Source organism: Kosakonia pseudosacchari (assembly GCF_015167415.1).
In the GTDB taxonomy this organism is placed as follows: Bacteria; Pseudomonadota; Gammaproteobacteria; order Enterobacterales; family Enterobacteriaceae; genus Kosakonia; species Kosakonia pseudosacchari.
The window spans coordinates 1,683,923-1,699,214 of the sequence record NZ_CP063425.1 but is presented as its reverse complement, the minus strand read 5'-3'; the positions used below and the strand labels follow the sequence as shown (position 1 = coordinate 1,699,214).

Genomic DNA, 15,292 nt, shown 5'->3' with positions numbered 1-15,292 from the left:
TTTTTTCCGACTATTAACAGAGAGAATATTATGAGCGTTGTGCCTGTAGCCGACGTATTCCATAGCCGTGTTGCCGTTGACAGTGAAGTCACCGTACGCGGATGGGTACGCACCCGCCGAGATTCTAAAGCTGGTATCTCCTTCCTCGCCGTTTATGACGGCTCCTGCTTTAATCCTGTACAGGCCGTTATTAATAATTCTCTGCCCAATTACAATGATGAAGTGCTGCGTCTGACCACCGGCTGCTCGGTGATTGTGACCGGTAAAGTCGTGGCCTCACCGGGCGAAGGCCAGAGCCTGGAGATTCAGGCGACATCTGTCGAAGTCACCGGCTGGGTTGAAGATCCAGATACCTACCCGATGGCGGCAAAACGCCACAGTATTGAGTATCTGCGCGAAGTGGCTCACCTGCGCCCGCGTACCAACCTGATTGGTGCGGTTGCGCGCGTTCGCCACACGCTGGCGCAGGCGTTACACCGTTTCTTCGACGAACAAGGTTTCTTCTGGGTGTCTGCGCCGCTTATCACCGCGTCGGATACCGAAGGCGCCGGCGAAATGTTCCGCGTCTCCACGCTGGATATGGAAAACCTGCCGCGTACAGCGGAAGGTAAAGTCGATTTTGATAAAGATTTCTTTGGCAAAGAAGCCTTCCTGACCGTTTCCGGCCAGTTGAATGCTGAAACCTATGCCTGCGCCCTGTCCAAGGTTTATACCTTCGGCCCGACTTTCCGCGCGGAGAATTCCAACACCAGCCGCCATCTGGCTGAGTTCTGGATGCTGGAACCGGAAATCGCTTTCGCCGATCTCGACGATAACGCCCGTCTGGCTGAAGCGATGCTGAAATACGCCTTTAAAGCGGTGCTGGAAGAGCGTCTGGATGACCTGAAGTTCTTTGAAGAGCGCGTGGATAAAGACGCGATTGGCCGTCTGGAACGTTTCATCGCGGCAGATTTCGCCCAGGTTGATTACACCGATGCGGTCGCTATTCTCGAAAAATGCGGTGAGAAGTTCGAGAACCCGGTTTACTGGGGCGTAGATCTGGCTTCCGAACATGAACGTTACCTGGCCGAGAAACACTTCAAAGCACCAGTGGTGGTGAAAAACTACCCGAAAGATATTAAGGCGTTCTATATGCGTCTTAACGAAGATGGTAAAACCGTGGCGGCGATGGATGTGCTGGCGCCGGGTATCGGTGAAATCATCGGCGGTTCTCAGCGTGAAGAGCGTCTTGATGTCCTGGATGCCCGCATGGCAGAAATGGGGCTGAATAAAGAAGACTACTGGTGGTATCGCGATCTGCGCCGTTACGGCACTGTACCGCACTCCGGCTTCGGTCTAGGCTTTGAACGCCTGATTGCCTACGTAACCGGCGTACAGAACGTGCGTGATGTGATCCCCTTCCCGCGTACGCCGCGCTCCGCAACATTCTGATGTTCTAAAGGCCAGCGTTATCGCTGGCCTTTTTCATTTATGTGACGCCCGTCAACATTTATTAACAGCCCATCAGTTGAGCCACCGCATTTTTACCCTTCTTTGCACCTTTTTACACCAGAAATACTTCTGTACATAAATCACCCGAACCGTTTATTGCGGAATATGTCAGCCTGTTAATTAGCACTTTTGGTTAAAATACGCACAGCAATCTGGACGGCTAAATGCCGTTATAAGAAAATACACGACACGAGCGTTTAGCGGATAAGAAAAGCCTTTAGCTTAATTAAACATAAGTAATTCATATAAATAGCAATGATATCGCTCATTAAATCAGCACCTGATGCTGAACTTTGAGATGGTTCACAAAGTTCCCGTAAATACACAAAATATTACACAATATTTCTTTTTGTTACTGCTTTAAGACATTTGTAGCACTTTCAGGGTAGCGAAACGTTGTTATGTTTGGAAAGATTCCTTTCAGACACAGAAAGACACCAAACTCTCATCAATAGTTCCGTAAATTTTTATTGACGGAATTTATTGGCGGCAGTGGCAGGTGTTCAAAAAAACCAATGAGGGTAATAAATAATGATGAAGCGCAATATTCTGGCAGTGGTTATCCCTGCTCTGCTGGCAGCCGGTGCAGCTAACGCTGCAGAAATCTACAACAAAGACGGCAACAAAGTAGACCTGTATGGTAAAGCTGTAGGTCTGCACTACTTCTCTAAAGATAACGGTGCCAACAGCTACGGCGGCAACGGCGACCAGACTTATGCACGTCTGGGCTTCAAAGGCGAAACCAAAATCAACGACCAACTGACCGGTTACGGCCAGTGGGAGTACAACTTCCAGGGTAACAACTCTGAAGGTGGTACCGATGCTCAAAGCGGTAACAAAACTCGTCTGGCCTTTGCTGGTCTGAAATTCGGCGATTTCGGTTCTTTCGACTACGGTCGTAACTACGGTCTGGTATATGATGCAATCGGCGTAACCGATATGCTGCCAGAGTTTGGTGGTGATACCGCGAACAGCGATAACTTCTTCTCCAGCCGTAACGGCGGTCTGGCGACTTACCGTAACCACAACTTCTTCGGTCTGGTTGACGGTCTGAACTTCGGCGTTCAGTACCTGGGTAAAAACGAGCGTGCTACATCGCTCACAGATTCTGCAGATGACATTACTCGTTCCAACGGCGATGGCTGGGCGACTTCTGTAAGCTATGACTTTGAAGGTTTTGGTATCGTTGGTGCATACGGCGCAGCGGATCGTACCAATACTCAGCAAGCTCTGACAACTTACGGTACAACAGGCGATAAAGCTGAGCAGTGGGCGACCGGTATCAAATACGATGCTAACAACATTTACCTGGCAGCATTGTACGGCGAAACTCGCAACGCGACCCGTCTGAAAACAACTCTGCCTGGAGACACCGCTAAGTCCAACGGTTACCTGAACAAAACTCAGGACTTCTCCGTAGTAGCCCAGTACCAGTTTGACTTCGGTCTGCGTCCGTCCATCGCTTACTACAAATCTAAAGCGAAAGATGTTGAAGGTATCGGTAGCGAAGATTACATCAACTATGTTGAAGTTGGTGCTACCTACTACTTCAACAAAAATATGTCCACCTATGTTGACTACATCATCAATCAGATTGATAAAGACAACAAACTGGGCGTAGGTTCTGACGACACCGTAGCAGTGGGTATCGTTTACCAGTTCTAATAGTCACCCTCGACTGTTATATGCATATTAAACAGGGCCTTTGGCCCTGTTTTTTTATGCCTGCATTATAAATCACGATGAGTTTTGAAAAGCATCGCGCTTTTTATCGCAAACGGTTGGCAATTCCTGTGTCAGCCGTTAACCTGATAGCGGACCTCCCTTCTGTCATCAAAATGGAACCTCGTCATGTTTGAGAATATAACCGCCGCCCCTGCCGATCCCATTCTGGGTCTGGCCGATCTGTTTCGCGCCGATGAACGCCCCAATAAAATCAACTTAGGCATCGGTGTCTATAAAGACGAAACCGGCAAGACCCCGGTGCTGACCAGCGTTAAAAAAGCCGAGCTTTATCTGCTGGAAAATGAAACCACCAAAAACTACCTCGGTATCGACGGTATTCCTGAGTTTGGCCGTTGCACTCAGGAACTGCTGTTCGGCAAAGGCAGCGCGATTATCAATGACAAACGTGCGCGCACCGCGCAAACGCCTGGCGGTACGGGTGGGCTGCGCGTAGCGGCAGATTTTCTCGCCAAAAACACCACCGCAAAACGTGTCTGGGTGAGCAATCCGAGCTGGCCGAACCACAAAGGCGTGTTTAATTCCGCCGGTCTGGAAGTGTGTGAATACGCTTACTACGACGCGCAGAACCACGCGCTGGACTTCGACGGTATGCTGGCAAACCTGAATAACGCTCAGGCGGGCGACGTGGTGCTGTTCCACGGCTGCTGCCATAACCCGACAGGTATCGATCCAACGCTGGAACAGTGGGAAACGCTGGCGAAATTGTCCGTTGAAAAAGGCTGGCTGCCGCTGTTTGACTTCGCTTATCAGGGCTTTGCTCGCGGTCTCGAAGAAGATGCCGAAGGGCTGCGCGCGTTTGCCGCACTGCACAAAGAGCTGCTGGTCGCCAGTTCGTTCTCGAAAAACTTTGGCCTGTACAATGAGCGCGTCGGTGCCTGTACACTGGTGAGCGCAGACGCGGAAAGCGCCGATCGCGCATTCAGCCAGATGAAAGCCGTTATTCGTGCCAACTACTCAAACCCGCCAGCGCATGGCGCTTCAGTGGTTGCAACCATTCTCAGTAACGAGGCTCTGCGTGCCATTTGGGAGCAAGAGTTAACGGACATGCGCCAGCGCATTCAGCGTATGCGCCTGCTGTTTGTTAATACCTTGCAGGAGAAAGGGGCTAACCGCGATTTCAGCTTTATCACCAAACAGAACGGTATGTTCTCGTTCAGCGGCCTGACCAAAGAACAGGTGCTGCGCTTGCGTGAAGAGTTTGGTATCTATGCGGTTGCTTCTGGGCGCATTAACGTCGCAGGTATGACGCCGGATAATATGTCGCCGCTGTGCGAAGCTATCGTTGCCGTACTGTAAGTTACAGCAGTAACAAAAAGGGTCGCCGAAGCGACCCTTTTTTATTTACCAGACCGGTAATTCATCTTGCAGGAACGGATTATGCAAGCGCTCATATCCCAGCGTAGACATTGGGCCATGTCCGGGAAGGAAAGTAACATCATCGCCTAACGGCAATAATTTGCGCTTGATGGAATCAATCAATTGCCCATGGTTGCCTTTCGGGAAATCACTGCGCCCCACGCCGCCTTTAAAAATCACATCGCCGGAAATCAGCAAACGGGATTGCGCGTCAAAGAACACAATATGCCCCGGCGTATGACCAGGACAGTGCAACACCTGCAGCGCTATTTTACCCACCGTGACGCTGTCGCCTTCATTTAACCAACGATCGGGCGTCAGCGGCTGGCACTCCTCCAGGCCAAACATCCGGCTTTGTGCCGGCAGGCCTTGCAGCCAGAACTCATCTTCTTTTTCCGGGCCAATAATCGGCACACCATAATGCTGCGCCAGTTCGGCTGCCGCGCCAACATGATCAAGGTGACCATGCGTAAGCAGGATTTGCGTGAGTGTCACGCCAGAAGCATCCACTTCCTGAATAATCCGTTCGGCGTCACCACCGGGATCGACCACGGCGGCAAGTTGGGTTTGCTCACACCAGATAAGCGAACAATTCTGGGAGAACGCGGTAACCGGAATAATACGATAGTTCATACTGCTCCTGTAGCTCAGCCTGAGTTTTACCAGTGCCTTACCGGCCCGGTATCAATATGCACAAAGTTGCTGCTGGGGTAGTATCCTACACCACCCGCGCGCAGAGATAACGCAGCTTTGCGAATATTACTCAGCGAAATCCCTTCAATATGGAAATCCATGGCCTGACCTTTGGTGTGATAGCTCTGTTTTGCCACACCGCGGCTGTGCGCGCGTAGTTCATTGTTGGTATCAACAGAACGGTAACCGGAGATCAGCTGCACAGGCTTGCGTGTTCCCAGCAGCCCCTGCAAACGGAAAAGGTGGTCAAACAAGCGAGGGTCGATGGTTTTAATTTTATTCGCGCGGTAATCACGGAAAAAATGATTAAGTTTTGCTAATTCATCCTGAATATAGCCCCTGCCATCGAAGAACTCAGCTTTAATAGATTCACCGGTATTAAGATTATTCAACGTCAAAATACGCGGTCGTGGCGTGGAAAGGGTGGCAAAAGCCGGAGTTGGTAAGATGGCAGCACCGAGTGCAGCCCCACCCAACGCCAGCAATTTGCGGCGATTAGCGTCAAATTTATCCATGATAATAAATTCTACAGATAAGCAATGTTGAACAAAATTTATGCACTCTTATAGCGCACGAGAGGCACCTTACCGGGCTACAAACGCCACGTCAAGGCTGCCTCATCCCAGTAAATACGGGCTCTGTAACCTCCAGAGCCCATTTTCTACCAGTTATTAGGACAACACGCTGACTGAAACTGCTTCATTTATCTGATTAATTGTTCAGCTTTCGATAAGATTTGTGCACCCGATCGCGCCGTCAGATCATAATTGTAAATATCTGTACGATACTGCGTCCGCCCGTCAGCACCAACAAAGGCGGTCAGGTAATAGAGATTGACCGGGATATCATGACGAATATTGACATAACGCGTATCTCCCTGTTTTAGCGCATCGGAAATCCGCGTATCGTTCCATCCCGCATCCTGCAACAGCATATTAGCGAGCTCAGAGGCTTTGTTGACGCGCACGCAGCCCGAGCTTAACGCCCGCGCCTCTTTCTGGAACAGATTATGGTTCGGCGTGTCATGCAGATAGATAGCGTCTGAGCTCGGCATATTGAACTTATAACGTCCCAGCGAATTCTGCGCACCTGGCGCCTGCTGGAAGCGGAACGGCAAGTTCGCAGGCGTTATGGTCGCCCAGTCAACCATGTACGGGTCAATCGCTTCCTTGCTGTTCCATCCCCGCAATACGGTGTAACCGTGGCGTTCAAGGTAAGTCGGATCGTTCCACACCTTCGGTAGAATATCCTTACGCGCCAGGGTTGGCGGCACGTTCCACGGCGGGTTAACCACCACGTTATTCAGCGCGCTGCTCATCATCGGCGTTTTGCGATCCGGGCGGCCCACAATCACCCGTGACGCCAGCACCTGGTTACCGTTGAGGTAATAAACCAGTGAATACTCAGGAATGTTGACCATGATGCCAGTCGAAAGCGTACCCGGCAGCAAACGCAGGCGCTGGATATTTAGTGCCAACAATCCGGCGCGCTGCGACGGACTTACGTTCAGCCAGTCGCGCGTGCCCTGGCCAATCACGCCATCCGCATGCAACCCTTGCCATGACTGGAAACGCTTGACGGCTTCCACCAGTTGGCGGTCATATGCCGCGCGCGTCTGCGGCGCTTTTTTCACGTGCTGAGCTGAGGGGCTGACAGCGACGTTATCACCTGGTAAGGCGATATTGGGTCCGCCATCCAGCATGCCAGTGCGCTGCAGGATCTCACGCAGAGCCGGAATATCATTGCTCCACTGCCCCGGACGCAACGTTACCGTGCTGGTGATTTGCGGCCACGGACGCGAATCCCCCACCAGCGCCAATAGTGACTGGTGCATAGCAGCATATTGCGGATGATGCGGCGCAAGATGATCGATAAAACCAGGCAGAGATCCCTTGTCCAGCGCCAGTTGCCACTGGTTAATGACCGAAATAGCAGGCGTCGCAAGCGCATAAGGTTTGTCGCTATAGAGCCAGCGCTGCCCTTTTGACTGAATACCCGAAACAAAGTGCAAATAGCCGAGCATCGCGTCCGACAGCACGACATCGCGCGCCATGCCAGAAACCGCCGGATCGGTCAGTAATTCAACCCAGGTAGTAAATTGTGGCTGAAACCCTGCAATCGCCACTTCAGCCAGTTGCTGCTGAAACGCCTGTACCGCTTCGCGGTTATCCCACATCGGTTTCTGCCCGCGCGCGGCATACAACGCAGCGAGCTGATCCATGTAGACCGGCGTCCAGCCAGCGGGTAATTGCGACTGAAGTTGTGCGCGCACATCGGCAACGGAAACGCCGGACGGGAAAGATTTAACGCCGATCAACATCGCCGTCGCAGGCGACTGTTCCTGCGGCTGCGGCAGCACAGTTGGCTGCTCACCTGGCGTCGCCGAGCTATCCACCGGCACGATTTCAGGCTCATCGGCCTGCACACTAAACAGTGGAGCGAATGCGAATGCCAGGCATAAACTCAGCGCCGACATTCGACGACCATACGACTTCTTAAGCAACATCCCTTGCCCCCTGTTTCTCTTACATTGCTCGTGACGAATTCGTCACCTTTCTCTCAGTATATAAAGACAAAAAAGCATTTGCCTTACCTAATGTAAAGAAGTTTAAAGATTAAACGCGGGCTGGCAATAGCTTTCCGCAAACAAAAAGGGCGACATTGCTGTCGCCCTTTCGCATGATTCTTTGTTACGACGCATCCGCCGTGCCGGGAAGCGTTTCCGGCAGCTGCGCGGCAAAACCACGCAGACCGACAACATGCACATGCTCATGATTTTGCACGACTTTACGAACCAGCTTGTAGGTGGTGCCTTTTTCCGGGCTGATATTTTCCGGTGCCGCGATAATAAGCTGCATTTCCAGACGTTCGCACAGCTCAAACAGTGTAGCGATAGAGCGGGCGTCCAGACGTGCGGCTTCATCAAGGAACAGCAAGCGGCATGGAGAGATGTCTTTGCCGCGCAGTCGACGCGCTTCATCTTCCCAACTTTGTACCACCATCACCAGAATCGACATCCCGGTACCAATCGCTTCACCGGTCGACAGCGCACCGGATTCCGCGCGCAGCCAGCCATCGGAGCCACGGTTAACTTCCACTTCCATCTCGAGATAGTTACGGTAGTCCAGCAACTCTTCACCGATGGTTTGCGGCGTACGCTGCCCCATATCGATTTGCGGGTTCAGACGCTGATACAGTTTTGCCAGCGCCTCCGAGAAAGTCAGGCGGCTACTGTTAAACAGATCCTGATGCTGCTCGTGCTGTTCAGAAAGCACCGTCAACAATGTGGCATGGGTTTCCCGCACATTCACATTCAGACGCACGCTGTTAACCTGGCCGAAGGAGACACTTTGCAGCCCCTGGTTCAGCATACGGATACGGTTCTGCTCGCGCTGAATGGTTTTGCGAATAATATTCGCCACGCTACGCGAGCTGATCGCCAGCTTCTGTTCACGGGACGTCAACTCTTCCGTCAGGCGGCTAAGCTCGATTTCCATCTGTTCGATGGCTTCAACCGGATCGTCGGTACGAATAATATCCTGACGGATACGCTCACGGAGATGCTGGTATACCGCGACAAAGAACTGGATCTTACGCTCAGGGCGTTTCGGATCTTCGGAAAGACGCAGCACATCGCGCAAATGTTCGTTATCGGCAACCGCCGGACGCAGCGCACCGAGCGCCTTATCCGACATCGAGCGTAATTCATCGGCAGAAAGGTAGGCCAGCTCGCGGCGGTGCAGACGGCGTTCAACACCGCTGTCTTTCACCATGCGCATCACCGCGCACCACCCTGCTTTCGCGGTAACCACCTGTTCACGCATTTCATGGTAGTCACGTTCCAGGCGGCGCAATTTACGCGTCAGGTTATCCATCTCCGCTTCGCAGAAGGTGATGGCTTTTTCCAGCTGGTTACGGCGTGCGCGGTTGCCGGAGAGCTGCGCATGCAGCTCGTCACGACGGATACGCGCCCGTTCTTCTGCGCCGCTGTCAGCGCGAACGCCAATATCCTGCAACTCTTTTTGCAGATCGTTGAGCAACTCTTTTTTGGTATCGAACGAACTCTTCAGTGAAGCCAGTACCTGGTTGTACTGGCTGTATTGCGCGGCATGGCTGCGCATCGCTTCACGCGCTTTGGTGCGTTCCGCTTCTGCCTGTTCCAGGCGCTGGCGCAGTTTTTCGTTGAGATCGTTATTCCCGTTAAACATTTCAGCGGCATCAGAGTAGCTGAAGTGCGCACGGCGCTGTACCACTTCCGCCAGGGCGAAAGCTTGCTGACGGGCATCACGCTGTACCTGCTGCGAGGTAGCGTAATCTGCCTTCAACTGTTCAAACTGCTCCGGATCGCTTTGCAGTACGGAAACAACCGGCTCGAGTTTCGCCAGTTGGTTGCCAAACTGCTGGATAAACCGCGCCGCTTCCTGCGCTTCGTCCAGGCGTTCCTGAATTTCATCCACGCGATCGGCAAGGGTTTCGTCAGCCAGCAGATTAATGCGCGGCAGCAAGCGGTTAAGCTGGGCAACGCCCTCTTTCGCCTGTTCGAACTGCACACGGTTTTGCTGGTTGTCATTTTCATGGTTGCTAATTGCGCGTTCCAGCTCGCCACGACGGCTGCTGAGCGCGCGGATTTCCGCTTCCGGATCATCCTCAAATGCTACCGCCAGATGGCTACCAATAAAGCGGCTGAATGCCTGATGCAGGCGCTGCGTTTTCTGCACATCAAAAGAGAGCGTGGCAAAACGCTCCGCCAGCGCTTCACGCTCGGCATGCAGGCTTTCGATACGGCTTTCGCGCGCCGCGCGGCCAAACAGCGGCAGCGTCGGGAAGCGTGAATAACGCCACTGGCGATCGGCGATTTTCACCACCACCGCTTTTTCCAGCTCATCCACGCTAAACACGCTGTCATCGAAGGATTGCGGGTCCCCTTCGATCAGATAGAGATCTTCCGGGCAATCTTCCAGCCCTTCGAGCATATCGGCGACCAGCGACAGATCCGGCACCACAATCGCATGACGCGAAGGCCCGTATAGCGCGGAATAATACGGCGCATCGTCAATGCTGACATCGTCATAGATTTCCGACAGCAGTACGCCGCCAAAGCGCTCTGCCAGCGCATTGAGACGACCATCTTCGGCGCCGCCCGGCTGGCTTAAACGTTCGATTTCTTCATCGACAGCGCGTTTACGTGCGCCCACTTCATCGCGCTCAACGATGGCTTCACGCTCACGTTCCAGCAATTGCTGCAGATACTCGGTAACCTCCTGCCCGGACTCAAAATGCTCACCGCTTTGCTCACACAGTTGCGTCAGGTTACTTTGCGCCGCCAGCCACACCGGCGCGCGCTTGGTCAGCGACTGAATACGCGATTGTAATTGTTCTAGTTCCTGACGCAGCGCCATGCGCTGCTCACCGGCCGCAGAAACGTTGTCAGAGAGTGCGGCGATTTGCGCTTCCAGTTCCTGATGCAGCGCTTCAAGTTCTTGCGCATCATACTGCTTGCCCTGGCGTTTGCAGAACTCTGCCAGCAAACGCTCGGCATCCTGCTGCTCACGCAGACGCTGTTCCAGCTCATTCAGGCGCATACGCAGCGGCTGCACTTGCTCAGCCAAATGGCGCTGGTTAACGCCATCCCGCAGCAGCTCGCGCGCCACATCCCAGGCTTCGTTACGCGCCAGCGGGCCGTTAATCGCCGCCACCAGCTGGTAAGCCTGCTCGAACTGACTGTGCGCGGTTTGCGCCACACTTAATTTCTGATCCAGCGACAGCAGTTTTTCCGTCGCTTCCTGCTCTTTCGCCTGGAAGGTTTCCAGCCATTCGTCGGCGCTTTCCGGCGTCAAATCTGGCAGGTTGCATAGCTCTCTTGCACGCTGCAGAGCCTGCAACGCCTGGTTGTACTGAATGGCGCGAGTTTGCTGGACATCCAGCGCTTGCTGGTAATCGGCAAGCTGGCTTTTCAGTTCATCAACCTCAAGCTCGGCGGCTTCAGCGCGGGCCTCGTTCTCTTCCTGACGCTCGGCGGCTTCGGCAACAACTTCATGCTGCTCTTCAAGGCGAACTTGCAGTTCGTCAAGATCCGCTTCGTAGCGCTCGATTTTTTCCTGCTGACGCAGCGCGGTTTGCACCAGATTCAGGTGATCGCTGGCGGCCTGATAGTCAGCTTCCAGATCCCCTTCCGCACCGCTATGCTCGGAGAGTTCGCGCGCCATATCGACATGCTTATACTGCTCTGCCGCCAGTTGCTGGCGCGAGGTAAACAGATCGCGACGATATTCAAGCGCTTTGTCCAGATGCACCCGCCGTTCGTTAGCGTGGCGCATATAGTCTGCCGCCACGTAGTTAGTCGCCTCGCTGATCAAATGCTTGAACAGATCACGATCCGACTGAGTCACGCGAATGGCTTCCAGCGTCATGCGGTTTTCACGCAGTGCCGCTTCCATATCCTGGAACGCTTTGCGCACGCCGCTGTTTTCCGGCAGTAAATAATCACGCAGCGAACGCGTAATGGCGCTGGAGATCCCGCCATACAGCGAGGCTTCAATCAGGCGATAGAACTTGCTGCGATCGGAAGCCGAGCGCAAACGACGCGCGACAATACCCAGATCAAACATCAGCGCGTGGTAATCGGTGATGGAGTTGAACTGCTTGAACTGCACCCCTTCCATCGTATCCAGCTTGTCTTTCACTTCCTGCAGAGAAAGCACGCGCGCCTGACGCTCATTCAGCGTTTCCGTCAACAGCTGCGTCGGCAGCATCGAGGTCGGCAAGCCCTGAATAGCAAACGGTTTGATATCCACTTTACGATCGCGACCCGCGACCTGTTGCAAACGCACCCCCACCAGCACGCGCTGATGACGGGAGTTGATCACATCCAGCACTGAGTAACAAACCCCGGCTTTCAGCTTACCGTGCAGGCCTTTATCACGAGAACCTGAGGTCGCGCCCGCTTCGGTGGTGTTACGGAAGTGCAGCAGCGTCAAATCCGGAATCAATGCCGTAACAAAAGCGGCCATCGTGGTCGATTTGCCGGCACCGTTGCCCCCGGAGAGCGTTGTCACCAGTTCATCCAGATCAAACGTACGGGCAAAAAAGCCGTTCCAGTTAATCAGCGTCAGCGAACGAAATTTACCGCGATCAATCATTACTCTTCCTCCGAGCTATCCGGCTGATTATCTTCAGGCTCATCATTGAGTTGCAGATGGTTTTCGACAGGCATCGCTTCACCGTCGCGGATCATGCGCAGTTGCGCTTCACGCGCATCATCGCCCGAGCGCACATCAGCGCCAAAGCGGAACACGGATTCAGTGATACGGAACTTGCTGCTGTCGTTACCCATAAACCAGATCATGCCGAGACGGCGCAGACGGTTCAGCGAAGAACGCACCTTTTCCTGCAGTTTTTGTCGGTCAAGATCGGAACCGGTTGAACGGTTATTTACCAGCTTCAGCAGCTTCGCTTCATCCGCCAGCGATAACAACTCGTCGTACAGCTCTTGTTGGGTGAAGATCCCTTCATTTGCCAGACGTTCCGGGCTGAGGTAGAGATAGCAAAGAATTTTACCTACCATCATATCCAGCTCCGAAAGCACCGAGCGCGGGATAAGCGTGGTGGAGCGCGGGCGCAGATAGAAAAAGCCTTCCGGTGCACGGATAAGCTCAACGTTATAGCGCGCGTAAAACTCTTCCAGATACTCCTGGAAATCCATTAAAAAAGCGTGATTGTCCAGCTCGTCGAGGCCGATATGTCGCCCTGAGCGCAATGCGCTGTCCAGTGCCGGAAACAGAGAGTTAGCCAACGCCTGTGCCAGTTTAACCGGCATCACTTGTTCAATATTTGTCGATGACATGCGCCTGTACCTTGGCTCCGTAATCATTAATCGGCTGCCACTTCGGCGGCAGTCCGGTGAAATCTGCTTGCGCTACGCCAAGACGTACCGCCTGATCAACCACGATGCGCGCGATGTCGAAATGACGAACGCGCGGATATTGCGCCAGATATTCGCGCGCCACCAGGCCGAGATCCAGCGGCACACCTTTGGTCTTATAAATTGCCAGTTGCTGCTCAATAAGCGCCGCCAGTTGCTCGCGGATTTCGTTAAACTCTTCATACTCCAGATCCGGCGGCAACTCACCCGTGACTTCTTCATCACGCAGCGCCATCTCTTCATCGCGCATGTCCAGCAGCCTGTCGGCGCTGGCGTAGGTTAACGCCCACGGCGCATCGAAGTAGGATTGTACCGACTGACGCAAACGCTGGGCAAAGACGCGGTTCTTATCCATATCAATAGCGGTACGGATGAATTTGTGTACGTGGCGATCGTAACCAATCCACAGATCGATCGCCTGCTGGCCCCAGCTCACAATACGATCCAGCTTACTTTGCAGGTTGAAGACCAGTTGATCGAGGAACTCAAGATCATCGCGCCCAAGGGTCGCGTCCTGAATGCTCAACAGATTGGTCTGCAACTTATCCCCGGCAGCATCGAGCGTATCCTGCAGTTCACGTAACGTACCGGAGGTTTCAGACAGCAACAATTCACAACTGGAGATGGCCGCGCGCCAGTCTTTATTCAGTAGCTGCGCAATATCATCTTTGACCTGTTGCTGCTGTTCATCCATCAGGCGCTGCGTCAGATCGATGCTGTCAAATATCTCCGCGACCGAGTATTTCAGCGGCGCGTAAACATTGCGATGCCAGTGGAATTCGTCTCCGCCCTCCTGTGCTGCGTCTGCGGCGCGTTTTAACTCGCTGGCCACAATGGAAAGCTGCATAGAAAGACGCAGCGTGGAGAACTCACGCTGGCGAATGTAATAGTCAGTAATGCCAATGCCCAGCGGCGTCAGGCGGTAGATGGCATTGCCCTCCACCAGCTCACTGGTAAAGCGATTTAACAAACGCTGGCGAACCAGGTCGTTAATAGCATTATTGGCACGCTGGGTAATGGTTTCACTGGTTTGCTCAAACGCATCACTCACATGACGAAAGGCATCGACCAGCTCACCTTCGTTCATTTCCCCATCCAGACGCTCGCCATTAAGCGTGGCGATGGCCAGCAAGAAAGAGAGCCTGTCGACCGGCAGCGAGATGGAGAAATCATTTTTCCTGGCCCAGGCAACCAGTTCGGGGACTGTCTGGGAAAATTCACTCATCGTTTGTCCTTTCATCGATTTGCGGCTTAAGCGCGGTCACGTGGATATAGCGGCCAAGGCTAATATAGGGCTCCTGGCGGCAATAGCGTGTTTCCAGTTCGAGTAGCGCGTCAAAGCAGTCATGCTGCTGGTGTTTTTCGCGCAGATAATCGTGAAACACGCGCACCCCCGTTTTGCCCGTTACCTGCCAGCCAATCTGTTCGAGCCAGCCGTAAACATCCGCTGGAGCACGCGGAAAATCCGGGGAAAGGGTACGTTTTTTGCGCTTCGGCATACCGACTTTCACATAGTCAAAATTTCCTGCCACCATATTGTGCATCAGCAAACCGTCGGCATTGTAAAACATTAATGACAACGCGCCGCCGGGGCGTAGCACCGACCACAATATTTGCAACACCGGAACCGGTTCTGTGACCCACTCCAGCACAGCATGGAACAATATCAGATCAACCGGCGATTCCAAATGCTGAGCAACGTCCTGAACGGCGCATTGTATAAAATGCATGTTACCGCTCACACCTTTCTCTTCTGCCGCCGCCTGGGCACGCGCGATCATCGTTTTCGACACATCACAGAGCGTGACGTGATGACCCAATTGTGCCATGCGAATCGCCGTCTGGCCTTCCCCGCCGCCAGCATCCAGCACACGCAACGGCTGGTCACCCATCCTAGCCAGCAGCGCATCAAGATCCTGCCACAGGATCGCCTGACGCAACTGACCTTTCGTCGTGCCGTAGATGTTGCGCGAGAACTTCTCGGCAATATCGTCGAAATTGCGATCCTTCATGGGGGCTCCACGCTCCTGGCAAAACTGCTATTTTGTCACAGCCGTGCCGATAATGAACCCATCTGGTGTAAGA

The 15,292-nt window shown here is 53.4% G+C and carries 10 protein-coding genes; 3 read left to right on the top strand and 7 right to left on the bottom strand.

Annotated elements, in window-relative coordinates:
- Positions 1–30 precede the first annotated feature (30 nt).
- The 3 genes from asnS to IP581_RS07855 all read left to right on the top strand — a co-directional run bounded on the left by asnS (position 31) and on the right by IP581_RS07855 (position 4,533).
- Positions 31–1,431: an asparagine--tRNA ligase gene (gene asnS, locus IP581_RS07865; protein ID WP_086871928.1), complete on the top strand. Its 1,401-nt coding sequence runs from the start codon at positions 31–33 to the stop codon at positions 1,429–1,431.
- Positions 1,432–2,022: 591 nt separating this feature from the next.
- Complete coding sequence (ompF, locus tag IP581_RS07860) at positions 2,023–3,156, top strand: porin OmpF (protein WP_322627859.1); 1,134 nt, start codon at positions 2,023–2,025, stop codon at positions 3,154–3,156.
- A 186-nt stretch (positions 3,157–3,342) separates the two neighbouring features.
- Positions 3,343–4,533, top strand: a complete 1,191-nt coding sequence (locus IP581_RS07855) for an amino acid aminotransferase (protein WP_086871925.1) — start codon at positions 3,343–3,345, stop codon at positions 4,531–4,533.
- Between the two features lie 45 nt (positions 4,534–4,578).
- Here IP581_RS07855 and IP581_RS07850 read toward each other — a convergent pair whose 3' ends face one another.
- The 7 genes from IP581_RS07850 to cmoM all read right to left on the bottom strand — a co-directional run bounded on the left by IP581_RS07850 (position 4,579) and on the right by cmoM (position 15,219).
- Entirely contained in the window at positions 4,579–5,226 is a 648-nt protein-coding gene (locus IP581_RS07850; RefSeq protein ID WP_193822197.1) for an MBL fold metallo-hydrolase, read from the bottom strand.
- 26 nt (positions 5,227–5,252) lie between these two features.
- Positions 5,253–5,801 carry a YcbK family protein gene (locus tag IP581_RS07845; protein ID WP_193822196.1) on the bottom strand — a complete coding sequence of 183 codons (549 nt, stop codon included), beginning with the start codon at positions 5,799–5,801 and terminating at the stop codon, positions 5,253–5,255.
- A 188-nt stretch (positions 5,802–5,989) separates the two neighbouring features.
- Complete coding sequence (gene ldtD / locus IP581_RS07840; RefSeq protein ID WP_193822195.1) at positions 5,990–7,792, bottom strand: L,D-transpeptidase; 1,803 nt, start codon at positions 7,790–7,792, stop codon at positions 5,990–5,992.
- A gap of 184 nt (positions 7,793–7,976) precedes the next feature.
- Complete coding sequence (mukB, locus tag IP581_RS07835; protein ID WP_193822194.1) at positions 7,977–12,425, bottom strand: chromosome partition protein MukB; 4,449 nt, start codon at positions 12,423–12,425, stop codon at positions 7,977–7,979.
- Positions 12,425–13,129, bottom strand: a complete 705-nt coding sequence (gene mukE / locus IP581_RS07830) for a chromosome partition protein MukE (protein WP_045506691.1) — start codon at positions 13,127–13,129, stop codon at positions 12,425–12,427. Before mukE ends, mukB begins: the two co-directional genes overlap by 1 nt.
- Positions 13,110–14,432: a chromosome partition protein MukF gene (gene mukF, locus IP581_RS07825; RefSeq protein ID WP_020457245.1), complete on the bottom strand. Its 1,323-nt coding sequence runs from the start codon at positions 14,430–14,432 to the stop codon at positions 13,110–13,112. Before mukF ends, mukE begins: the two co-directional genes overlap by 20 nt.
- Positions 14,425–15,219, bottom strand: coding sequence for a tRNA uridine 5-oxyacetic acid(34) methyltransferase CmoM (gene cmoM, locus IP581_RS07820; protein WP_193822193.1), 795 nt, complete (start codon positions 15,217–15,219; stop codon positions 14,425–14,427). The genes mukF and cmoM overlap by 8 nt, the downstream gene beginning before the upstream one ends.
- Between the last annotated feature and the right edge of the window lie 73 nt (positions 15,220–15,292).